Here is a 21,166-nt window from a genome sequence, read left to right on the forward strand (position 1 = left end):
CCGTTTACTCTCTATCGGCAAGTTCGAACAACTTGCTTCTTACTTCTGAATAATTTGATAAAACGATCCGCATAAGCAGTAGGCTACCCGTTAAGGCGACGGGCATTTCACTATCCATAAAACTGATAATGACTTTATCTGGTTTAAAACGCACGATGTACTCAGAATCACTCAATTGAGTATACCCTCCGATATTTCCCCAATAATTCGGATGACATACTTCGCTTAAACGATCATAAGTTGTTCGGAAACCTGGTTGTAGCTTTTCGAGGTGGCCAATAAGCGTTAAAACGTTTATTGCCTGGGGATAGTTTTCCCCCAATCGCTGCCCAAAAGTATATTGCTTAACATATTCATCAATTTCTTTTAAATCAGATACTTCAACCTTAGTAGCTAATCCTTCGACAAAAGCGTGTAAACACGCAATAGTCTCAATCATTGCTCTAGCATGTAAAAAAGTACTCGTTATCTTTTCATGTTGCCACAATTCAATGGATATCTCGCCTAAGTCTATTAAACGAGCCAGTGTAGCGTAAATAAATGCATCAACCTTCCAGACCAGCAACGGGCGACGCTTCCCATCGTCCTGATAAGGAGTTATTTCGTCCACTTTTAGCACTTCAAGTTGTTCTAAAGCTTGTTTTGCGGCTTCTATCTGTTGGGGCCTTTTCTCGGTTGGGTCGTCCAATCTTCAACCCTCCTAGTAATGTGACTTACATAATTATTCTGGTCGAAATTCCCAACACCTCCCATTTTGAGGCAATTATTATTTGTTCGCATATAAATGGATGATTAAGAGTCACTAAATTTGTAACCTATGCTGGCCCGGACGCTATAAACCATAGTATGCAGCCACCGCCTGCGTTATTGACTCAGTATCGCCCGGCAAAAGGTGTCCGTAAATATCCAGTGTGGTACTCGTTTTCTCGTGCCCAAGCACTGCCGATATTGCCTTAATGTTTAATCCCTGACTAATTGCCACGGACGCGAAGGTATGCCGCAACTGATGAAAAGTTCGTTTAGGGATAGCGGCCTTGTCCATGATACGGCTATATCTAGTTCCCACGACGTTGGGAGTGCTTATATTACCGTCGGGCTCACAAAAGACCAAGCCAAGGTCATTATACGCATCCCCCAGGTCTTTTTTCAGCTTGTCTTGCTGCGCCTTATGCCACTTCAAGACTTCAATTAGCCGGACGCCGATGGGAATAGTACGATAAGAAGACTTTGTCTTTAAGCAACCAAGCAATACACGCCTTGCCTCTACCTTCGCCTGCTGCCTTACAGTAATTCGCTTTTTCTTGAAATCAACATCAGCCCACTTTAGCCCGAGAACTTCACCGCGCCTCATCCCGGTATGAAGTGTCAAATAGATAATATTGTACATAAGGCCGCCGGCGCCGGCCGTGTTCAAAAGTATTTTAATCTCTTCCTGGTTAAGCGGATTGATTTCCTCTTTTTCCACCTGTGGCAGTTTCAGTTTCTTACAAGGATTATGCAGTATCAGCTTGTCCATTTCAGCAACGTTAAAGGCATCTGCCAGTACAATTTTTATTTGCCCCAAGTAGCGCGGGGCAACCTTCTCCCCTTTCTCGTTCAGGAATTTTTGCACATCAGCCCGCCTTACCTTATCCAGAGACATTTTACCCAGCGCCGATCCCTTAACGTGGCACTCAATAATTGTCTTATAAATCGTATGGCTTTTCACCGAAACGCTGCCTTTTTTGTTGACTTCAAGCCAGGTATTCAACCAATCCAGGAGGTTTTGTTTTTTGACGTTCGGCTTAACCCCCAAGTCGATAGATTTGAGAAAATCCTTCTTCTTTGCTAAAACCTCGTTCTGGCCTGCACCCCTAATCGTTGTCCTCTTTAAATCGTCGGTGTCCGGATCGCGGTAGGATATTTTGAGCCACCAACGGCCGTTTGCATCCTGTTTTGGCTCTGTACCCGCTCCATTCTCACGCCTTTCGGCCATTACCGCTGCCCCCTTTCTCCGATGGCCTCCGAGGCATTATTTTCGCAATCACCTGAGCCGCCTGTTTAACTGACACGTCATTAAGATGCGGGTAACGTTCTGCTTTGATTGTGCGTCCGGTTTTACGGCATATCGTATATTTGACCATTGTTCGCACCGTCCTTATACTTTTTGAAAGTGCTATGAGGCTTTCGTCCGCAACTCTTCTTTGAGTGACCAGGCATCTTCAAACCCTCGCCGGTAATACTCCCGGGCTAAAAGATCAAGAAGATCGCCAAAGGCACCGTCTAAATCAAAATACAAAGGCCTGTCTAAATCCCGCACCTTTTGAAGCAAGCCGTCAAAGGTATTCTGGGCCCCTTGAGTTTCCTGCGTCATTGGCGCTGCGTCCATCCCTAAATGCTCCAAGTATAAAGTGTTAATGACCAAATCGATTTTCGCCATTGTAACCCCTCGCCTTCTTTGATTTTGCACCCTGCCGGCGAGTCTGATATAATAAGTCCGACAGAGCAAGTACCTTCGCGGGCTTGTCCTCGTCGCCGGCCGGCGCCCTGGCTCCAACAGGGCCCGGCCCTTTGCTTTTAATCGGCATTCTGTGTTTTGGGCTTTTGGGTGTTGCCCTCAAGCCATGTTTCTAACTCTGCTTTTGGTACTCTCCACAACTTACCGATCTTGGTACCGGGAATAGTACCGGCTCTAAGCCAATCCTTAACCACTTTTTCACTAACCTTAAGAATCCCCGCAACCTCTTCCGGTGTCAGATATTCGTCCATAATTCACCCCCTTGGTAATATAATACTATGCACAACGTTACTTTTCAATTCTTTTTCGTACTTTTTAATACTTTTACGTCCAATAATAACCATTATGTTAATTTGTGTTTTGGTTTACGAAAACCTATAATTCCTTTAAATAAAGGGCTCGCGGGATTCAAAACAGCAATGGCGATTATATATTTTCGGTCTGTTCATCCTCAGCGGACAAAAAAAGGGCGCATATCGCGGACTATTTGCCCCACGCAGCAGCTTTGATACTGCCGGTCCGTTGGATGCAATTGATAAAACGTTGACCGCCTACGCGCCCCTGTGGCGTGTTTTTTTACTGTTCCGCATCAGTTCCCTTACCACGTCGCGTTAATCGGTCCCCGGTGGCTCCCACGCACCCAGCAGATTTATCATCGTTGAAGCTCTTTTAATCTATCGACGTTCTTAGGGGAGTTTTTGGCATTGTCAAGAACGCCGGCGATTACTTGGGCCAACTTTGTGAATAGTGGGTGCTGCTCGTTTAATTCGGTGGCTTCGCTAGTATCCCTTAAACCTATAAGCTCTCCGTCCTGGTCAATATACATTTCTCGCGAAATCGTTACCCTTTTGTTTTGCATATCAAAAAACGCAAGATTGACGGCGAATCTAAATAAGTCTGGATAGGCTTTCCCCATCGTGTAAATATGATCGCCGGCCATACCCTTTTTGATACTTTCGATCATATCACGCCTAAGTTGATCGTCTTTTAATTCAAAATACATGGCCACAGAAAAGTTCCCGGTCTGAGGGTAATTAGTCCAAAACAGATTAGTATTTATCATGTCAGCGGGTATATAAACATCTATTTTGCTATCTGAATAAACCAGTATGGTTTCAGTCCATGAATGCTTTTGCACTAAGCTTTTTACAATAGGGTTGCATAGCGCCATGCTACAGGTCAGAAATACCGCGAGGAATATTATAACAACTTTAACTTTCATTCTTCGCAGCCTCCCAATATATGGTTTTTCAGCTACAGATTATCACAGCTATCACAATTTGAAAACTGCTGCCTTTCCTCGTTAAGCCATGTCAACCACAGCAGGCAACTTCAAGCCGGCGCCTAAACGTCCAAAGGAATCCGACGGTTGAAAGGATTATTCGGCGATTTCCTCCGTTGCTTGCTACCTCCGCCGCCTCCCTTGGGATTGCCATAACGGCCCTCAGCTATTTGCGCCGCCCACGTCTCCTTTAATTGGCGGCCAGTGTCCATGTCCGGCCAGAGCTCGGCGCCGCAACCAGGGCATTTCCAGAAGTCCGGTTGTTTCGCCATAGCCTCGCGGCACAGCGGGCATACAACAGACATTCCGCCCTCCTTAATAGCGTACTTTTCCAAGGTTGTGGCCGCCCACAATGACCGTACCGTCCGTTAAGACTTTATATTTGCCCGGTGGAATGCGGTAGGTGAAGCTACCAGGCCGACTTATGAGTAGCCAACCGTCAGAGCAAGGAAAGACCAGCATTGCATAAAGGCCGTGGGTAACGCGGTTTCGGTTTCCCCATTTGGGCATCCAGTTCCCTCGGGCCCCTCTGGCCGCCTGATTACCGGGTAAAAACTTACCGGTCTTTAGATCACGGTCCACCGCGCCGCCTCCATTCGGTAACGTTACCGATACATAAAGAGTAACGTTACTTTAAGCGTTCCCATTCCTACGGCGAAAGCCGCCTCCGGCTTATGTTCTATTAACACCGCCCCAACCGTTTTGGAAGCGAAAAATAGTACTGCCTTGGCAACCCTTTTAGGGGACAATTCGTTACCCTAAAGACGGTAGATCATCCCCCCTTGTACCGCTTTTTTGTCGCCCCCTACGCCTATCCGTTCGGACTTTGTATCTTATTGGCCAGCATAAGCGGTGCTGCCGCGCCGTACCGGCTCACACCGTCCACCTCCGTATACCATTCGTTCCCGCGGGTATCTCCATAATGAATAACCTTATATGCTTGGTACTGGCCGTCATCGTCGAGGGGTACGGGAATCTGCCCAAGCCGTTTTTTTTGCATTCGGATAAGGGAGTTATCGATCTGAACCATTGTCATTAGTTTAATGGCCGGGTTTAAAAGACATTTGAATGTAACGCCGTCAAAAGTTTGCTGTGGTACCCCAACGAGGCCGGTTTTCGGCGTTAATACTAATGCCTCCCCTGGTGGCGTATCGGTAGCCTTGGCAATGTAGACCTGGCCATCCTCAACCCAAAAGTTGGCGTTGTTATCCCGGGCAATATCCCGCAAATAATCTTTGGGCATCCCGAAAAACACCTTGCCCCGCGGCAAATTCTGTGTTTTGAGGTCAGGGGAAATGCGCCCAATTTCCGTTGGCGTCACGGCCTTTGTGGCTATTTGATCGACAATTTGCCGTTGGTTGAGGCCGGCGTTGACGGTCATTTTGACAATGTTGTTGTTGAGGAATGAGTCCCCATCCAGGCAAACCAACGTTAGCTTGTAGTCAACGACGTCCTCGCGGTCCCTGATCGCTTGGATAACTTCCCCATCAAAAATCTTGCCATACTGCTTTGGCGCCAAAACCTGCTGCGCCGCCCCCTGCTGCTGCGTTTTCAAATAGCCTTGGTATCCGGCCTCAAGAATTACCCGCATTCCTTCCTTGATAATCACCTTTTCCGTGTCGGGGGAAAGGTTGTATATGCTCACCTCGGCGTGATTGGCAACCTGCAAAGCGACTTTTTCAACACGAAAAGTGCAACGGAGGTTGGAAACGTCCAATGCGTTGTTGTTTTTGTCGGCTACCAAAACCCGATATTTGCGGCCATAAAGGAAATTGTCCATTATTTTGCCCTCCTTAATTAAACACAGTCACCGCCCCCGGAATGACGGATACGATACTTTGGCGCCTCAGCCGTTGAGGCTGTAAAATCTTCCGTTCCTGAGTGGCGGATTGTAGACGGACGATCACAGCCATAATAACCGATACCACTATGGCGGACTCGGGAAGGTCTTTGCCCGCCGCTATCCTGGCCACTAATCACTCCAAAGGATTGCTGATGTGTTCCATGTTCGCCACGTCTCCGGCCATCTTTGGCTAAATATTCCTTATACCGGTCAATAACCCACTTTCGAATAACAAGGTTATCATCCCGGTAAGCCTTGGCGCCTCCACATTTATCAGGCGTGTTGGCTTTATAGGCGTGCAGAATTTCAATTATCCGCGCTGCTCCATCCTCGGTAAACTCCTCAACCAACCGTTGATATTCGACGGGAGTGAGAAAGACCGTTTCAGTATACCTAATCACACCTTCACGCGTGCTAGATACTATTACCTTTTCCTGTTTATCGTTTTTCTTTTTGTTCCGGGTGTGTTCCAAGCCCGTTCCAAGCCCTGTTCCAAGTTCGTCTTTTTTAAACCGTTCAAACCCTTGGTAATGCTCATAATTTATTACTGTGAAAAGCGTTCCATGTTCTGTAAAGCTCACGTTAAGTCGCTGCTCAAGCCTCAGGCGATCAATTGCTCTTTTTAATGAACCCAGTGGATAAATCTTCCGTGCATTGTTTTCTATGTAAGCTAAATCATCCTGGAGTTTTCGCAGAGACCTTAGCAACTGGCCCCGGCCGACATGGATTCCCTCAATTACGGCCCCCTCTTCTTTCCAAATGGCGTTGCCATATATGAAGAAAAATAACCGAAAATCAAGAATGTGTTGCCAAAGTTTTTTCCCAAAAATCGCCCTATCAGTTTGAAACACACCGGAGCCCATTTGACCGCCGCCTTTGCCGTCTATCTACGTTATTTCCCTTCAAGGAAACGATCAATTGCCCATGTCGGTATTAACCAACGGCGGCCTGATTTAATAGCGTGGATTTTCCCGCTCTGCAAGAGGTCCGCGAGTTTGTTTCGGCAAACTCCCAACATTTTGCATGCCTGGGCGATGGTAACGACTTTTGCCTCCATAACGACACTCCTTTTCGCTTAATAGTGGAATTTGTTGTTTTCCCTTGTTGTCTAAAGTATAATAAAATTAATCAACGTTTCGCAAATCGTTGCGAAATTAAGAAAAGGGAAATACCCCGTAATATAAGCATTTCGGGGCTTGATTAGGGGGCAAAAATATGTCCGGCGAAATTAAGAAAATTCACCAATTATTTATCAATGGCGAAGGGCAGTTTATCCGTTTTAATAACGGTTTTTTCGGCCTCTCAACTCCCCTCCTTTTCACAACCAGCCAACTTTTGAAATCCTTTTCGCCTCTGCTTGATGCGGATAACCCGTCGTTTGACGTTGCACTAAAAGAGTTTGTATGCTCGTTCCTAAATGAAGCGCCAATAACCGCCCAGCCTATCAGTCACAACATTTTTGGTGTGGGGCCATTCAGTACTTTAACATTAGGGCAGGCCGGCGCCAGGAATCCCCTCAAAGGCCATGAAACTGACTTTCTACTTGAAATAAGATCGCTCCGGCGCGCGGTTAGTTCATGGCTGGACTGTGGCAATCGGCCCGAGTTGCTGGCCATAACAGAATGGAGTGATTCGCTTGTGACTGGCGACATCATGGATAATGCGGCGGCCTTTTTCATTCGGGAACGTGTATTGCAGGCCCCTGGCTATCCCTGTTTTGACAATGGGGGGCTTATCCGTGTACATGAAACTGATGAGATTCTACCCCTTGCCTGGGCGGAAGTATGGCATGCTTTAGAGTATGGAATCCGCCTTCGGATTTGCCCATATTGCCAAACGGTATTTCGGGTACCATCCAACAATCCACGAAAAGAAAGCTGTCTGTCCCCTGCATGCAAAAAAGCTCAAGAGACTAATCGTTTAGGTGGTCTTGAAAACCAACGGGAGTATTGGCGCAATAACAAAAAGAAAAAAGGCGGTAAAGTTGGCCGCCCGAGAAAAACGAACTAGCTTTTTCATAGATAGTTACGAAAGGTTGTGTTTATCATTGCTTTATGAACTAGCCGAATTAGAAAATCAAATCATGAAAGATTTTATACTAAAGAATCATGACCTTATTCGCAACACGGAAGAAATAGCTAAGTTATTAGAAAATGTCGTAGATGTATGCGACGAAAAAGCCGTGGCGTTTTATTCCCTTAAAAACGAAGTACAAATCGGTCTCATCCAATGCTTATTATCATATTTGCGTAATCATCAAGTCCAAGCAAAGCTTATGCTGCGATATTCAGTTGAAACAGCCTGTTTGTGTGCATATAGTCTACATCACACTAACATTGGAAACTTCTTAATTAATGATGAAATTGGTGCTAAGCCAGTATCGAATACTAGTAAAAAGGTTTATAAGTGGTTAAATCGAGAGTACCCTACGCATGCAGAAAAACTGCAAAATGTTAAAAATATGATCAATTATTATTTTGCACATGGTAATCTATTCGCATCATTGCTAACACTAGATAAGGAAAACTATTCATATAACTATTTTGATCGTGATGATATATTGATGAAGCAATCACATATTTGGGAGGTCGGATTTGTTGCAGCGTTAGTTTATGATTTAATACATCAATCTGCAAGAGATTGTTCTGTAGTCAGCGTGCGAAATGATGTTTTTGATCGTTTTTTATCTTTATACGCTAAAAATCAAAATTATCGGAATGCACTCATGGAAAACACCCGGTTATCCCAGTGGCGTAATAAATAGAACCGGAAAACACCCCCGCAAAGTATTCATTTTAGCTTGATTTTGCATAAACGAAAAAAGAGCTAGGAACTTAACTAATAATGTTGGGGAGTTTTTTCGTGAAAAGTTAATAAATTTTTACCCAACTGTCCCAAAAACTGTCCCAAATAGAAAAATGCCATGCTCCCAAATGCTGAGAACATAGCATTTATAAGGATTTACTAAATTCGCGAGGGACAAGGGGAAAATGTGCCTACGGCGACGGCGGGGGCGAAGAAAAAAACGGGTTATTTGAAGAGGTCGTCGCCGCTTTTGAAGCCGAGGCCGGGGTGGTTGTCGAAGTGGACGACGCCTACGGCGGCTTTGCCGGCGACGGCCTGTTTGACGAGGGCGGCGCCTTCGATGCCGAAGCCGCCGCAGAGCTCTAGGGCGGCGAAGCCTTCGGCGACGAGCTGGCGGGCGACGGTTACGGCTTCGGCGTAGTTTTTGACGCCGACGGCGGTGAGTTTGACGACGGGGGTGTCGACGACGGCGCGGTGGATGGCGGCGTCGGCGTCGGGGGCGACGAAGATGAAGGCTGCTTTGAGGCTCATGGTTTTTCTCCTTTGGGAGTTTTTTTATGACGGGGTTACGGCGGGCAGGCGGAAGACGCCGGCGGCGGCGGCGACGGCGAGCGCGGCGCGGGCGTCGACGACGAGGGGGCCGTCGAAGGTGAGGCTGATGGCGGCGATTTCGCCGGCTCTGACTTCGACTTCCCTCTCGCCGTCGAGGGCGATGATGCAGGGGGTGTGAGCGACGGGAACGTGTTCGCCGATGGCGAGGATGCGGTAGCTGCGGAAGCGGACGGGGGTTACGACGCCGGGGGCGATGGGGGCGAGGACGGCGGCGGCGGCAGTGTCGTCGAGGTCGATGGCGAGGCCGCGGTCGTCGTGGGGACCGATGGGGACGAGCTGGCCGCCGATGGCGGATATGCCGATGGCGTGGGGTTCGCAGCGGGTGAGGATTATCTGGCGGATGGGGTCGATGTCCCAGATGGCGCGCGAGCCGATGAAGCTGCCGTCCAAAACGACGGCGTCGACGAGGGCGCTGTCGGCGGGGACGCCGTCTTTGGCGACGAGCAGTTTTTTGGTGCGGCGAAGGACGGCTTGGCCGCCGGCGAGGCCGCGGGCGACGACGCCGGCGGCGAGGCCGGCGATTGTGCCTTCGAGCATGACGGGGAAGACGTTGTTGGTGCCGGTGGATAGGGGCAGGAGGGGAATGTCGCCGCAGCCTTTGGCGACCATGCGGTTTGTGCCGTCGCCGCCGAGGGTGACGATGCAGCCGGCGCCGCCGGCGCGCATGGCGGCGGCGGCGGCGGCGGAGTCCTGCTGGGTGCAGGTGAGGGGGATGTCGGCGGGGACGAGGTCGAGGGACGGGCGGTCCCGGCTGCCGAGGCCTTCGAGGGCGCGGGGGACGATGCCGTAGTAGTCGGGCATGTAGATTACCTTTTCGACGCCGGCGGCGGCGAGGCCAAGGAGTATCCTTCTGACGATGTTGACTTTTTCGAGGTTGTCGAAGACGGTGCCGTGGGCGACGAGGCGTCTGATGTCTTTGCCCGAGGCCGGGTTGGCGACGATTCCTACCGTGGTCACGCTATTCCTCCTCAAGGGATGCCGGGCTGGCCCGGCCGTCATGGACCGCCGCGGCGCGGACGGTCTTAGAAGAGTTCTTTGACGGCCTGGATGATTTTCCCTTCATCAGGCAGGAAGGCTTTTTCGAGGACGGGGCTGAAGGGGACGGGGGTGTCGGGGGCGGTGACGCGCTTTATGGGGGCGTCGAGGAGGTCGAAGCCTTGTTCGGCTACGACGGCGGCGATTTCCCCGCCGAAGCCGCTTGTTCTGACGGCTTCGTGGACGATGACGAGTTTGTGGGTTTTGGCGAGCGAGGCGAGGATGGCGTCTTTGTCGAGGGGGACGAGGGTGCGCGGGTCGATGACTTCGGCGCTGATGCCTTCTTTGGCGAGGGCTTCGGCGGCGGCGAGGGCGCGGTGGACCATCCACGACCAGGCGACGATGGTGACGTCGCTGCCGGGGCGTTTGATGTCGGCTTTGCCGAGGGGGATGACGTATTCGCCTTCGGGGACGTCGCCGCTGAGGCCGAGGAGCTGTTTGTGCTCGATGTAGATTACGGGGTTGTCGTCGCGGATGGCGGCGGCCATGAGGCCTTTGGCGTCGGCGGGGGTGGCGGGCATGACGGTTTTGAGGCCGGGGATGTGGGTGAACCAGGCTTCCATGCACTGGGAGTGCTGGGCCGCAGCAGCGACGCCGCCGCCGCAGATTGTTTTGAGGACGAGGGGTACTTTGGCTTTGCCGCCGAACATGTAGCGCATTTTGACGGCCTGGTTGAAGAGTTCGTCCATGCAGACGCCGGTGAAGTCGATGAACATTATTTCGGCGACCGGCCTGAGGCCGACGGCGGCCGCGCCGACGGCGGAGCCGATGATGGCGGTTTCGGTGATGGGGGTGTCGAGCACCCGGCCGGGGAATTCGTCGACGAGGCCGGCGGTGACGCCGAAACAGCCGCCGAATTTGCCGACGTCTTCACCGCAGAGGTAGACGTCGGCGTCGCGTTTCATTTCTACTCTGATGCCGTCTCTGATGGCTTCGGCGTAGGTCATCTTTTTCATTTTCGTCACCCTTTCTTTTCGCTATTGACCGGCGTAGACGTCGGTGAGCACGTCGGCGGGAACGGGGTCGGGGCTGCTTTCGGCGAAGGCTACGGCGGCAGCGACCTGGGCTTTGACGGCGTCGGCTATTTGGGCGAGGTCGGCGTCGGTGGCGTAGCCGAGGTCGATGATTTTCTGCGCCAGCCGGGGGATGGGGTCTTTCTGGAGCCAGGCTTTCTGTTCTTCGGGGTTTTTGTAGGTGGCGGGGTCGCCTTCGAAGTGGCCGCGCCACCGCCAGGTTTTGCATTCGATGAGGCTGGGGCCGTCGCCGCTTCTCGCCCGCTTGACGCCTTCGGCGGCGGCTTCGAAGACGGCTACTACGTCGTTGCCGTCGACGGTGACGCCGGGGATGCCGTAAGCGGCGGCGCGGTCGGCGATGTCGCAGATGTTCATGTGGTCGCGCTGGCAGTTGGAGATGCCGTACATGTTGTTTTCGCAGACGAAGACGACGGGCAGTTTCCAGATGGAGGCGAGGTTCATGGCTTCGTGGAATGTGCCGCGGTTGGAGGCGCCGTCACCGAAGAAGCAGACGGTGATGGCGCCGCTGCCCTTGTATTTGCAGGCGAAGGCGGCGCCGGCGGCGATGGGCTGACCGGCGCCGACGATGCCGTTGGCCCCGAGGATGCCGAGGTCGACGTCGGCGATGTGCATGGAGCCGCCTTTGCCTTTGCAGTAGCCGGTGGCTTTGCCGTAGAGCTCGGCCATCATGAGGTCGACTTTGCCGCCTTTGGCGATGAGGTGGCCGTGGCCGCGGTGGGTGCTGGTGATGTAGTCTTGGGCGGTGAGGTTGGCGCAGACGCCGGTGGCGACCGCTTCTTCGCCGATGTAGAGGTGGACGAAGCCGGGCAGTTTGCCGGCGGCGAAGAGTTCGGCGGCTTTGTTTTCGAAGGTTCTGACGGTTACCATGGTCTGATAGAATGCGAGCAGGTTTTCCTTGGACAGTTGCATTTTTTTCCCTCCTTCGTTGTTGGAAAAATCGGGGTTGGCACTCAGGAGTCGAGGTCGATGGAGACGGTGAGGGCGGCGACGGCGATGACGATTGTGTCGCCCGCGCCCAGGGCGGGAAGGGCCAGGCCGCGGACGGCGAGTCCGCCGGGGACCGCTTCGAGGGTTTTGGCGCCGAAGGGCACGGCTGCGAGGACTTCGTCGCCGGCGAGCCGCTCGGGCTCGGGGCAGCCGATTTTGACGGCGACGTGCATTTTGTCGGGGTTGTCGAGGTGGAAGATGTCGACGAGGCCGCAGAGGCAGCTTTTGGAGACGGCGTCTTTGACGGCCCGCTGGGCGGCTTTGGTGATGTCGCCGCCGTGGAGGTCGGCGCCGGTGCCGATTTCCACGATGTAGCGCTTGAGCGCCATTTGTTCACCCTCTCTTCTTTTTTTTTGCCGACAGGTTGTCGCAGATTTTTATTGCATGGAGTGTGCCAAGCCGGTGGGAGAACGAAAAAACCACCCGTGAGGGTGGTTAGTGCGTCCTATTTCGCCGCGACCGTTCAGAAAGGCCCAGATGCAAGGCGCACCGGAGGCTGACACCGGAAGCGTACTCGAACGTACGCTGAGGATGGCAGCCGAGGAGCAACGCCGCAGATGGGTCTTTATCAACGGCCGCCTTTGACTGTAGCGGGGGTGTAGCGTCTATGTTCTATCAGCTAACATTCCCCCGCTACAGTGTTTAGCTGTCAAGACCAAGGTGGCGCAGGCGGCGGTATATGGTGCTGCGGGCGACGCCGAGGCGGTTGGCGAGCAGGCTGATGTTGCCGCCGCATTCGCGGAGGAGGGCGGCGAGTTCCTGGCGGTCGCGCTGGGCGAGCTGTTGGCGGGTCTGTTCGCGCAGGGAGACGATGCGGACGACTTCGGAGAAGGCCAGCCCGCCGGAGTGGGCGAGCTGTTCGCCGCCGCCGCCGTGGATTTCCGGGGGGAGGTGCCAGAGGTAGACGGTGTCGCCTTCGGCGAGGCTGACGGCCCGCTCGGCGGCGTTGTGGAGTTCGCGGACGTTGCCCGGCCAGCGGTAGCGGCGGAGGGCGTCGTAGACGGCCGGTTCGGGGGCAAAGGCCCGGCCGCGCTCGCGGCCGAGGCGGGCGAGGAAGTCGTCGAAGAGGAGGAGGATGTCGTCGCCGCGGTCCCTGAGGGGCGGGATGGTGATGGAGATGACGTTGAGCCGGTAGTAGAGGTCTTGCCGGAAGGCGCCTTTGACGACTTCGTTGGCGAGGTTTTTGTTGGTGGCGCAGATGACGCGGACGTCGGCGGGGATGACTCTGCTGCCGCCGATGCGGACGAGTTTCTTTTCCTGCAGCACTCTGAGGAGGGCGGCCTGCTGTTCGAGGGGCATGTCGCCGATTTCGTCGAGGAAGACGGTGCCGCCGCCGGCGAGTTCGAATTTGCCGGGTCGCCCGCCGCGCGAGGCGCCGGTGAATGCGCCTTCTTCGTAGCCGAATAGTTCGCTGCCGATGAGTTCGCGGGGGATGGCGCCGCAGTTGACGACGATGAAGGGGCCGTCGCTGCGGGGGCCGTGGTGGTGGATGGCCTGGGCGAAGAGTTCTTTGCCTGTGCCGCTTTCGCCCTGGAGGAGGATGTTGGCGGCGCCGGCGGCGGCGAGGCGCGCGATGCGCACGGCCTCGCTGATCTGCGGGCTGGCGCCGATGATGTCGCTGAACCGGAAGGTGGTGAAGTAGCCGCTGAAACGGTTGACGAGGGTGCGGACCTGTTTGATGGGCCTGACGACGATGACGCCGCCGCTTATTTCGCCCTGGCCGTCGGTGACGGGGTCGCCGGAGACGAGGCAGTGGCTGGCGCCTTTTTTGCCGGGGAGCATGAGTTCGACGTCGGCGTAGGGCTGTTTGTCGGCGAGCATGCGGCGGGTGAGGGGCGCGAACCCGCCGAGGAGTTTTTCGATGGGCCGCCCGACGATGTCTTCGCTGGGCCGGTCGATTATCCGGCCGACGACGGCGTTGATTTCGTCGACGACGCCGTGGCGGTCGATGAGGATGACGCCTTCGGACATGGTGTTGAAGATGCTGGTGAGGCGGCGGTTGGCCATGGCGAGTTCGCGGTTTTTTTCGCGGATGGCGAGCTGCATGGCGATGGCTTCGGCGGCGGCGACGACCATGCCGAGGGTGTGGGCGTTGCAGGCGCGGGCGGGGCCGGAGACGTCGAGGACGGCGATGATTTTGCCGCCTTTGCCGGTGATGGGCGCGGCGGAGCAGGTCCAGGCGTGGTGGCGGAGGCAGAAGTGCTCCTGCCCGGAGACCTGGATGGGCGCGCCGGTGGCGAGGGCGGTGCCGATGGCGTTTGTGCCGACGCTGACGTCTTGCCAGTCGGCGCCGGGAAGGAAGTTGATGGTGCGGGCGCTGGCGAGGGGCTCGCTGTCGCCGAAGCTTTCGAGGATGTAGCCGGCTTCGTCGGTGAGGACGATGATGAAGCCGGAGGCGCGGAAGAACTGGTAGAGGTTTTGCATGAAGGGTTTGGCGAGGCTGACGATGGCGCGGTTTTTGTCGACGAGCCGCCTGAGGTCGGCGTGTTCGAGGACGATGCGTCCTGTGCCGTCGGCGGGGTCGACGCCGGTGAGGGCGCATTTGCGCCATGAGGCGGCGATCGGCGGGGGGATGGCGCCGGCGACGATTTCTCCCGAGTTTACGAAGGTTTTCCAGGCCGATGCCTTGTCAGGGGTTGACGCGCTCCTGATGACTTCCATGGCTGGTGTCCCTCCTCGCGGAGATTATATTAGCCTGTCTGGTGATCACGACAGGCTGCCTTAAGCCGGGTTCGGTCCTGTCCGGCTTGTCTGCTAATTTATATGCGGGATTGGGACTTTTATTGACTGTAATCAGCCGAGGGCGAGGGCTACGAGGCCGGCGACCATGAAGCCGGCGGCGGCAAGGCGCGGGCCGGCGTTGCCTTCGCGGAGGATGTGGGTGCCGGCGAGGGCGCCGATGAGGATGCTGATTTCGCGGGCGGGGGCGATGTAGCTGACGGGGCTGAAGACCATGGCGGTGAGGACGAGGATGTAGGCTAAGGGTGAGAGGACGGCGACGGCGGCGATGGAAAGTTTGTTCTGCCGCCATTGCTCGCGGACGCCCTCTTTGTCGCGGAGGGCGGCGGGGGTGAGGAGGAGGACGCGGCCGAGGTTGGCGGCCCAGTCGTAGAGGAGGGGCGGGATGAGGAAGGCGCTGACGGCGATTTTGTCCCAGACGGTGTAGGCGGCGATGACGGCGCCGCATAAGATGGCGAAGATGACGGGCCGCCGGTTGGCGGGGTCGCCGAGTTTGGCGGGGTTGCCGGTGAGGACGAGGATGCCGGCGCCGATGGCAAGGCAGCCGGCGATGGCGAGCCAGGAGGGGCGTTCGCCGAGGAGGAGGACGGCGGCGAGCATGGCGAGGAGCGGCCCGGTGCCGCGGGCGAGGGGGTAGATGACGGACAGGTCGCCGATTTGGTAGCCTTTGTCGAGGAGGATGAAGTAGATGGCGTGGAGGACGGCGGTGCCGGCGATGAGACCGAGCTCGGCGGGGCCGATGACGGGCTGATATGTGAGGTATACCCAGGCGGCTACCGGGGCATAGATGACGGCGGACATGACGGCGAACAGCCAGATGAAGGGGACGCCGCCGCAGATTTTTTTGGCGAGGTAGTTCCAGGCGGCGTGGGCGAAGGCGGCCGCCAGGACGAGGGCGAGGGCGAGTGCGGACATGGTGTCCTCCGCTTTGCTATCGGTTATTTCCAGAGGTCGCGGTGGGAGGTGCTGACGGCGAGGGCGCCGCCGGCGAGGGCGCTCTGGACGTCGGCGCGGGTGGCGACGAGGCCGCCGGCCCACAGGGGCAGGCCGGTCTGGTGGGTTATTTCGCGGAAGACCCACGCGGGTACGGAGGCGGGCAGGACTTCGACGGCGTCGGGTTTGGCCTGGTTGACGATTTTTATGCCGGTGCGCAATGCTTCGGTGTCCATGATAAAGAGGCGCTGGACAACGATGATACCTTCGTCCCGCGCCGTTTTGACAAGTTGTTGTTTGGTGGTGATGAGGGCGGTAACGCCAAGCCTGGCAAGGCATTTTACGCCGGCGCGGTCTTTGCCGACGCCGTCTAAGAGGTCGAGGTGGACGATGAGGCGCTTGCCGTGCCGTTTGGCTTCGGCGAGCAGGCCGGGGAGGGTGTTGATGTCGCCGAAGAGGAGGATGACGGCGGGGGCGGCGGTGGTGGCGAGGGCGTGGGTGAGGTCGGCGGTGGTGCGGGCGGCGGGGATTACGGACCCGGCGCAGAGTTGGGCGACGATGTCGGCCATGCGGCCTCCCTCTTTTCTGTTATTCTTCAGCGCGTTTGCGGCTGTAGCTGACGATGTAAACGCCGATGGCGACCATGACGGTGCCGGCGAGGGATTTGGCGGTGAGGGGCTCGCCGAGGAAGAAGTGGGCGCCGTAGGCGATGGTGACGTAGATGACGGAGGCGCCCGAGAGGGCGATGTAGAGCGGGGTGGCTTTGAGGATCTGCATCCAGAGGAAGAAGGCGACTACATATAATGCGTAGCCGCCGGCGATGTAAAGGTTGGGCACAAGGTCGCTGAAGCCGGCTTGCATGGTGCCTTGTTTTATGAGCAGGTGGGCGGCGGTTTCGACGATGATCATGCTGATCCAGATGATTTTAAGCATTTTGCCCGCCTTTCGGTTATGAGACGAGGGATACGCCGACGGCGATGAGGAGTACGCCTGCCCAGGCGAGGGGCGCGATTTTTTCTTTGAGGACGAAGGCGGCGAAAAGGATGAGGATCATTTCCTGAAGCCCTGCCAAGGGGTAGGCGACCGACAGCGGCAGGTGGGCGATGAGGTAGAGCCAGACGGCCATTTCGCCGAGGTTGGCGGCGATGCCGAGGTGGATGTGGCGGTTTTTCGCGAGGCAAAGGTAGTAGGCGAGCCCGGTTTCGTGCTTGGTGCAGAGCGCCGCTTTTTTGAAGCATATCTGCCCGCAGCTCTCGCAGAGGGCGGACAGGAAACACCACGGTATCCAGCTAATAAGCCACATGCTTGCTCCATCGCCGCCACGTGCAAGTAGCACGCGGGTTTTCGCCTTTATTTGAAGTCATCGACCATTTGCTGGCTGACAGGGTCGTGGCAGCCTGTTTTGATGCATAGTCCGAGGTAGTCGACGAACCGCGGCGGCGGTGTGAAGCCTTCGCCGAGGAGCCGCGAGTTGTCGAAGGTGAGGCTGAGGTTGGCGAAGTTGTAGTAGAGGTTGATGGCTCTGAGCATGAGCCGGGGGTTGCCGGGGCCGAACCATTCGTTGAAGTGGACGGTGTTCTCGGCGTAGTGGTCGATGGTGATTTTGAGCGGCGGGGCGGCTTTGCGGTCGCCGTTTTGCATGAAGGTGTCCATTATTTCGCCGAAGGTGCAACTGGCGCCGGGGCCGGCGGCGATGTGGTAGCGGGTATGGGCGAGGTCGTCTTTGAGGGCGAGGTAGACGATGGCTGCGGCGGCGTAGTCGGCCGGCAGGACGTCGATTTTATAGTCGAGGGGGAAGGGCGAGCGCCAGGCGAGGTAGAGCATGCGGAAGATCCAGAAAATGCTGGTGGAGGGTCTGCACCCCAGCCGGGAGTGGCCGACGACGATCGACGGGCGGACGACGGTGAGGGGCACTTTGCCTAAAGCGGCCGGCAGCAGGGTTTCGGCGGCGGCTTTGCTTTCGGTGTACGCGACAAAGTGGGTGGTGGGGGCCGGGGATTCGTCTTCGCAGACGACGCGGTTGGCGGCTTTGGCGCCGCAGATCATGGCGGTGCCGACGTAGACGAACCGCTTGACGGCAGGCAGCCCGGCAATGACGCCGGCGAAGGCGAGGGTGTCGTCGACGTTGACTTTGCGGATCGAGGGCCGGTTTGAGAAGGCGGTGACGGCGGCGCAGTTTATGACGTGGGTGACGTCCTGCAGCCTGGCGTCGGCGGCCAGTTTTTTGCTTGCGCCCAGGTCGCCGAGGATTATTTGCGCTTCGTGGAGGCCGGCGAGGGTAATCGCCCGCGCCCCCACTTTGGCGAGCGCCGCGCGCACCCGCGCGAGACCCTGGGGCTTATTGTCGGCCCTGACGAGGAACAGGGGCTCGCAGCCGCGGCGGTTTTCGAGCAGTTCTACGGCGACACAGCTGCCGATCAGTCCGGTTGATCCAGTGAGCAGTATCTTTGTATGCATTAGCAACCCCACTTTGTTTTAGACGGTAGCAAATGGTTTTTAGGCCGGGAAGACCATTATTTTATCTACTTTGAGGCCGATCGCGTCGCCGGCCTTGTGGTCCCTGAATACGGCGGCGGGGGCGATGACGCGGATGGTTTCGCCGCCGACTTCGATGCGCCAGTCGACGGCGTCGCCGAGGTAGGATTTGTGGAGGACGGTGGCGGCGATGCCTTCGCCGGGGGCGGCGAGGGCGATTTGCTCGGGACGGACGGCGGCGACGGCTTTGCCGGCGAGGCCGGGCGGCGCGGAGACGGTGCGGCCGAGGGCGGGCACGACGACTCCCCCCTCCCCCGCTTCGGCGGCGAGGAAGTTGACGAGGCCGATGAAGTCGGCGATGGTTTTGTTGGCCGGGGTTTCGTATACGTCGACCGGGTTGCCGATCTGTTGGATGACGCCGGCGTTCATGACGATGATGCGGTCGGACATGGCCATGGCTTCGGCCTGGTCGTGGGTGACGTAGATGACGGTGACGCCGAGTTTTTTCTGCAGTTCCTTGATTTCGAACCGCATGCTTTCGCGCAGTTTGGCGTCAAGATTGGAGAGCGGCTCGTCGAGGAGGAGCAGGTCGGGCTCGGCGACGAGGGCGCGGGCGAGGGCGACGCGCTGCTGCTGGCCGCCGGAGAGCTGGCTGGGCAGGCGCGCAGCTAAGCCGGTGAGGTGGACGAGGTCGAGGGCGGTATTGGTGCGCTCGGCGATTTCGGCTTTGGGGAGGCCCTTGATTTTCAGGGGGTAGCCGACGTTGTCGAAGACGGACATGTGCGGCCAGACGGCGTAGGACTGGAAGACCATGCCGATGCTGCGTTTCTCGGGAGGGACGAATATGCCTTTGGCGGGCGAGCTTACGAGGCGGTCGCCGATGTATATTTCGCCGGCGGTGGGTTTTTCGAAGCCGGCGACCATGCGCAGCATGGTGGTTTTGCCGCAGCCGGAGGGGCCGAGGATGGAGACGAATTCGCCGTCGCCGACGGTGGCGACGAATTGGTCGACGGCTTTGACTTCGCCGAAGTGTTTGGATACTGCCTGGAGTTTTATTTCCGCCATAGTGTTAACTCCTTTGCCGGTTTTGGCGTTATATGCCGATGGCTCCCTTGGAGACCTTACGGAGGATGATGTTGCCGACGAGGATGATGAGGAGGATGATGACGGCGAGGACGGAGGCGTCCTGCGGGTCGGCGTAGGTCTGGAGTTCGTAGAGGAGGACGCCGATAGTCTTGGTCTGGGAGCCGTAGAGGATTATCGACATGGTGAGTTCGTAGAAGGAGGGCATGAAGACGAGGAACCAGCCGGCGACGATGGAGGGGCCGATGAGGGGGAGCATGATGTCGCGCAGCGACTGGAGCCAGGTGGCGCCGGAGTTGAGGGCGGCCTCTTCGAGGGAGGAGTGGACCTGGCTGAGCGAGGCGGCGATGGTGCGCACGGCCATTGTGAGGTATTTGACCATGTAGGCGACGATGAGGATGCCGAAGGTGTTGTAGAGGTTTAGCCCGAATTCGCCCGAGAAGGTGATGATGAGGGCGAGGGCGATGACGATGCTGGGGGTGGCCCCGCCGAGGGTGGAGAGTCCGTCGGGGATGGTGCGGCCGCGCATCCTGGTCTTGACGAGCAGGTAGGCGATGAAGACGGCGATGGCGGTGGCGGCGGTGGCGGCGGCGGCGCCGGTGACGAAGCTGGTCCACAGCGGCGTCATGTATTGGTCGTTTTTGAGGGCGGCCAGCCAGGTGTCGAAGGTGAGGTTGTCGAGAGAGATGGGTCGCGAGAGGGATTTGATGAGCGAGGTGACGGCTATCGAGGCGAGCGGCAGGAAGATGGCGATGAAGCCGTAGAGGCTGACGAGGAAGGTGAGCGGCCATTTCCATTTGCCGAGTTCGACGAGGTTGGGCCTGGTGCTTTTGCCGCTGATGGTGACGTAGTCTTTGCGGGTTAAAAGCCAGGTGGAGGCGTAGAGGACGAAGTTGGCGGCGATCATGAGGGAGACGGCGAGGGCGGTGGCGTCGCGGATGCCTTTGCCGGTGCCGAGGTAGACGTAGGTGACGATGCGGGTGGTGAGGACTTCGATCTGGGCGGGCATGCCGATGATGGCGGGGATGCCGAAGGCCGAGCCGACGCCGATGAAGACGAGGACGCCGCCGGCGATGATGCTGGGGAACATGAGGGGCAGAGTTACCCGCCACAGGGTGCCGAGCGGCGAGGCGCCGGCGACCCGCGAGGCTTCCTCGAGGCTGGGGTCCATCTTTTCGAGGGCCCGCGAGATGGTGATGAAGGCGAAGGGCGAGTAGAAGAGGGTGAGGACCCAGATGAGCCCGCCCATGCCGTAGATGTCAAAGGGAGCTTTGGCGAGTTTGAGGACGCTGACCAGCCATTCGTTGAGGTAGCCGACGCTGGGGTTGAGAAGCTGGGTCCAGGCGATGGCGCCGACATAAGGGGGGATCATGTAGCTGGCGATGAAGGTTGTGCGGAAGAAGCCTTTGCCGGGGAGGTCGGTGCGGCCGACGAGCCAGGCGAGGGGAAAAGAGATGGCGACGCTGGCGAATGTGACGACGAGGGAGATGTAGAAGGTGTTGGCGAAGGCTTTCCAGTTGGCGGATTGGGCGTAGACCTGCTTGTAGGTGGCGAAGTTGAAGGAGCCGTCGATGAAGACGCTCCGCCAGATGAGGTAGAGCATGGGCAGGACGACGAATAGGACAAGGACGCCCACAGCCGCGGCAATGGCCATCCATTTGGCGTCGAATTTTTGGCGCAGGCGGTTTATCACGAGTACCCCCTGAAGTGTGGGGAGACTGCGTCTCCCAGAATTACGTTATCTTATAATTGCGCACGGCCGTTCAGAAGTGCCCAGATGCAAGGCGCACCGGAAGAGCGCGCCGCGCCGCGTACTCGGATGTACGCTAGCAAGCGCTCTG

The 21,166-nt window shown here is 56.7% G+C and carries 22 protein-coding genes; 2 read left to right on the plus strand and 20 right to left on the minus strand.

The window, feature by feature from the left end:
• Positions 1 to 4 precede the first annotated feature (4 nt).
• The 7 genes from RIN56_03135 to RIN56_03165 form a co-directional block, all read right to left on the minus strand.
• Positions 5 to 688, minus strand: a complete 684-nt coding sequence (locus RIN56_03135; GenBank protein MDR7865782.1) for a hypothetical protein — start codon at positions 686 to 688, stop codon at positions 5 to 7.
• Between the two features lie 144 nt (positions 689 to 832).
• Positions 833 to 1,975: a tyrosine-type recombinase/integrase gene (locus tag RIN56_03140; protein ID MDR7865783.1), complete on the minus strand. Its 1,143-nt coding sequence runs from the start codon at positions 1,973 to 1,975 to the stop codon at positions 833 to 835.
• Between the two features lie 180 nt (positions 1,976 to 2,155).
• Positions 2,156 to 2,419: a hypothetical protein gene (locus RIN56_03145; protein MDR7865784.1), complete on the minus strand. Its 264-nt coding sequence runs from the start codon at positions 2,417 to 2,419 to the stop codon at positions 2,156 to 2,158.
• A gap of 137 nt (positions 2,420 to 2,556) precedes the next feature.
• Positions 2,557 to 2,748, minus strand: a complete 192-nt coding sequence (locus RIN56_03150; protein MDR7865785.1) for a helix-turn-helix domain-containing protein — start codon at positions 2,746 to 2,748, stop codon at positions 2,557 to 2,559.
• A 401-nt stretch (positions 2,749 to 3,149) separates the two neighbouring features.
• On the minus strand, positions 3,150 to 3,719 hold the full coding sequence (locus RIN56_03155; GenBank protein MDR7865786.1) for a hypothetical protein: 570 nt from the start codon (positions 3,717 to 3,719) through the stop codon (positions 3,150 to 3,152).
• 871 nt (positions 3,720 to 4,590) lie between these two features.
• Positions 4,591 to 5,559 (minus strand): hypothetical protein, encoded by a 969-nt coding sequence (locus tag RIN56_03160; GenBank protein MDR7865787.1) that lies wholly within the window; start codon positions 5,557 to 5,559, stop codon positions 4,591 to 4,593.
• A 17-nt stretch (positions 5,560 to 5,576) separates the two neighbouring features.
• Positions 5,577 to 6,485, minus strand: a complete 909-nt coding sequence (locus tag RIN56_03165) for a hypothetical protein (GenBank protein ID MDR7865788.1) — start codon at positions 6,483 to 6,485, stop codon at positions 5,577 to 5,579.
• A 352-nt stretch (positions 6,486 to 6,837) separates the two neighbouring features.
• On the opposite strand from RIN56_03165, the gene RIN56_03170 reads away from it, so the two are divergent.
• Both RIN56_03170 and RIN56_03175 read left to right on the plus strand, forming a co-directional pair.
• Positions 6,838 to 7,632, plus strand: coding sequence for a hypothetical protein (locus RIN56_03170; protein ID MDR7865789.1), 795 nt, complete (start codon positions 6,838 to 6,840; stop codon positions 7,630 to 7,632).
• On the plus strand, positions 7,553 to 8,386 hold the full coding sequence (locus RIN56_03175) for a hypothetical protein (GenBank protein ID MDR7865790.1): 834 nt from the start codon (positions 7,553 to 7,555) through the stop codon (positions 8,384 to 8,386). Before RIN56_03170 ends, RIN56_03175 begins: the two co-directional genes overlap by 80 nt.
• A 266-nt stretch (positions 8,387 to 8,652) precedes the next feature.
• On the opposite strand, the gene RIN56_03180 is transcribed toward RIN56_03175, so the two are convergent.
• From RIN56_03180 to RIN56_03240, 13 genes are all read right to left on the minus strand, one after another.
• A complete protein-coding gene (locus RIN56_03180; GenBank protein MDR7865791.1) occupies positions 8,653 to 8,958 on the minus strand; it encodes a DUF6506 family protein in 306 nt (101 codons plus the stop codon).
• A 24-nt stretch (positions 8,959 to 8,982) separates the two neighbouring features.
• Positions 8,983 to 9,996 carry an NAD(+)/NADH kinase gene (locus tag RIN56_03185; GenBank protein ID MDR7865792.1) on the minus strand — a complete coding sequence of 338 codons (1,014 nt, stop codon included), beginning with the start codon at positions 9,994 to 9,996 and terminating at the stop codon, positions 8,983 to 8,985.
• A 65-nt stretch (positions 9,997 to 10,061) separates the two neighbouring features.
• Entirely contained in the window at positions 10,062 to 11,030 is a 969-nt protein-coding gene (locus RIN56_03190) for an alpha-ketoacid dehydrogenase subunit beta (protein MDR7865793.1), read from the minus strand.
• Positions 11,031 to 11,051: 21 nt separating this feature from the next.
• On the minus strand, positions 11,052 to 12,017 hold the full coding sequence (locus RIN56_03195; protein ID MDR7865794.1) for a thiamine pyrophosphate-dependent dehydrogenase E1 component subunit alpha: 966 nt from the start codon (positions 12,015 to 12,017) through the stop codon (positions 11,052 to 11,054).
• A 41-nt stretch (positions 12,018 to 12,058) separates the two neighbouring features.
• Positions 12,059 to 12,424, minus strand: coding sequence for a Lin0512 family protein (locus RIN56_03200; GenBank protein MDR7865795.1), 366 nt, complete (start codon positions 12,422 to 12,424; stop codon positions 12,059 to 12,061).
• 313 nt (positions 12,425 to 12,737) lie between these two features.
• Complete coding sequence (locus RIN56_03205) at positions 12,738 to 14,756, minus strand: sigma-54-dependent Fis family transcriptional regulator (GenBank protein ID MDR7865796.1); 2,019 nt, start codon at positions 14,754 to 14,756, stop codon at positions 12,738 to 12,740.
• A 132-nt stretch (positions 14,757 to 14,888) separates the two neighbouring features.
• Positions 14,889 to 15,749: a DMT family transporter gene (locus RIN56_03210; GenBank protein ID MDR7865797.1), complete on the minus strand. Its 861-nt coding sequence runs from the start codon at positions 15,747 to 15,749 to the stop codon at positions 14,889 to 14,891.
• Positions 15,750 to 15,772: 23 nt separating this feature from the next.
• On the minus strand, positions 15,773 to 16,336 hold the full coding sequence (locus RIN56_03215; GenBank protein ID MDR7865798.1) for a glycerol-3-phosphate responsive antiterminator: 564 nt from the start codon (positions 16,334 to 16,336) through the stop codon (positions 15,773 to 15,775).
• Positions 16,337 to 16,355: 19 nt separating this feature from the next.
• Positions 16,356 to 16,700 carry a hypothetical protein gene (locus RIN56_03220; GenBank protein ID MDR7865799.1) on the minus strand — a complete coding sequence of 115 codons (345 nt, stop codon included), beginning with the start codon at positions 16,698 to 16,700 and terminating at the stop codon, positions 16,356 to 16,358.
• Between the two features lie 16 nt (positions 16,701 to 16,716).
• Positions 16,717 to 17,103: an EamA family transporter gene (locus RIN56_03225; GenBank protein MDR7865800.1), complete on the minus strand. Its 387-nt coding sequence runs from the start codon at positions 17,101 to 17,103 to the stop codon at positions 16,717 to 16,719.
• A gap of 14 nt (positions 17,104 to 17,117) precedes the next feature.
• Complete coding sequence (locus tag RIN56_03230) at positions 17,118 to 18,224, minus strand: SDR family oxidoreductase (protein ID MDR7865801.1); 1,107 nt, start codon at positions 18,222 to 18,224, stop codon at positions 17,118 to 17,120.
• Positions 18,225 to 18,263: 39 nt separating this feature from the next.
• Positions 18,264 to 19,307 carry an ABC transporter ATP-binding protein gene (locus tag RIN56_03235; protein ID MDR7865802.1) on the minus strand — a complete coding sequence of 348 codons (1,044 nt, stop codon included), beginning with the start codon at positions 19,305 to 19,307 and terminating at the stop codon, positions 18,264 to 18,266.
• Between the two features lie 28 nt (positions 19,308 to 19,335).
• Positions 19,336 to 21,018 (minus strand): iron ABC transporter permease, encoded by a 1,683-nt coding sequence (locus tag RIN56_03240; protein ID MDR7865803.1) that lies wholly within the window; start codon positions 21,016 to 21,018, stop codon positions 19,336 to 19,338.
• Positions 21,019 to 21,166 lie beyond the last annotated feature (148 nt).

The sequence above is a fragment of the Sporomusaceae bacterium genome (assembly GCA_031460455.1).
Taxonomy (GTDB): Bacteria; Bacillota; Negativicutes; order Sporomusales; family UBA7701; genus Anaeroselena.

Excerpts from the sequence above, each read along its gene's own strand:
- RIN56_03150 (MDR7865785.1), bottom strand. The coding sequence starts at position 2,748 with ATGGACGAATATCTGACACCGGAAGAGGTTGCGGGGATTCTTAAGGTT.
- RIN56_03235 (MDR7865802.1), bottom strand. The coding sequence starts at position 19,307 with ATGGCGGAAATAAAACTCCAGGCAGTATCCAAACACTTCGGCGAAGTC.
- RIN56_03230 (MDR7865801.1), bottom strand. The coding sequence starts at position 18,224 with ATGCATACAAAGATACTGCTCACTGGATCAACCGGACTGATCGGCAGC.
- RIN56_03215 (MDR7865798.1), bottom strand. The coding sequence starts at position 16,336 with ATGGCCGACATCGTCGCCCAACTCTGCGCCGGGTCCGTAATCCCCGCC.
- RIN56_03145 (MDR7865784.1), bottom strand. The coding sequence starts at position 2,419 with ATGGCGAAAATCGATTTGGTCATTAACACTTTATACTTGGAGCATTTA.
- RIN56_03190 (MDR7865793.1), bottom strand. The coding sequence starts at position 11,030 with ATGAAAAAGATGACCTACGCCGAAGCCATCAGAGACGGCATCAGAGTA.
- RIN56_03140 (MDR7865783.1), bottom strand. The coding sequence starts at position 1,975 with ATGGCCGAAAGGCGTGAGAATGGAGCGGGTACAGAGCCAAAACAGGAT.
- RIN56_03170 (MDR7865789.1), top strand. The coding sequence starts at position 6,838 with ATGTCCGGCGAAATTAAGAAAATTCACCAATTATTTATCAATGGCGAA.
- RIN56_03195 (MDR7865794.1), bottom strand. The coding sequence starts at position 12,017 with ATGCAACTGTCCAAGGAAAACCTGCTCGCATTCTATCAGACCATGGTA.
- RIN56_03205 (MDR7865796.1), bottom strand. The coding sequence starts at position 14,756 with ATGGAAGTCATCAGGAGCGCGTCAACCCCTGACAAGGCATCGGCCTGG.
- RIN56_03155 (MDR7865786.1), bottom strand. The coding sequence starts at position 3,719 with ATGAAAGTTAAAGTTGTTATAATATTCCTCGCGGTATTTCTGACCTGT.
- RIN56_03160 (MDR7865787.1), bottom strand. The coding sequence starts at position 5,559 with ATGGACAATTTCCTTTATGGCCGCAAATATCGGGTTTTGGTAGCCGAC.
- RIN56_03200 (MDR7865795.1), bottom strand. The coding sequence starts at position 12,424 with ATGGCGCTCAAGCGCTACATCGTGGAAATCGGCACCGGCGCCGACCTC.
- RIN56_03165 (MDR7865788.1), bottom strand. The coding sequence starts at position 6,485 with ATGGGCTCCGGTGTGTTTCAAACTGATAGGGCGATTTTTGGGAAAAAA.
- RIN56_03180 (MDR7865791.1), bottom strand. The coding sequence starts at position 8,958 with ATGAGCCTCAAAGCAGCCTTCATCTTCGTCGCCCCCGACGCCGACGCC.
- RIN56_03220 (MDR7865799.1), bottom strand. The coding sequence starts at position 16,700 with ATGCTTAAAATCATCTGGATCAGCATGATCATCGTCGAAACCGCCGCC.
- RIN56_03210 (MDR7865797.1), bottom strand. The coding sequence starts at position 15,749 with ATGTCCGCACTCGCCCTCGCCCTCGTCCTGGCGGCCGCCTTCGCCCAC.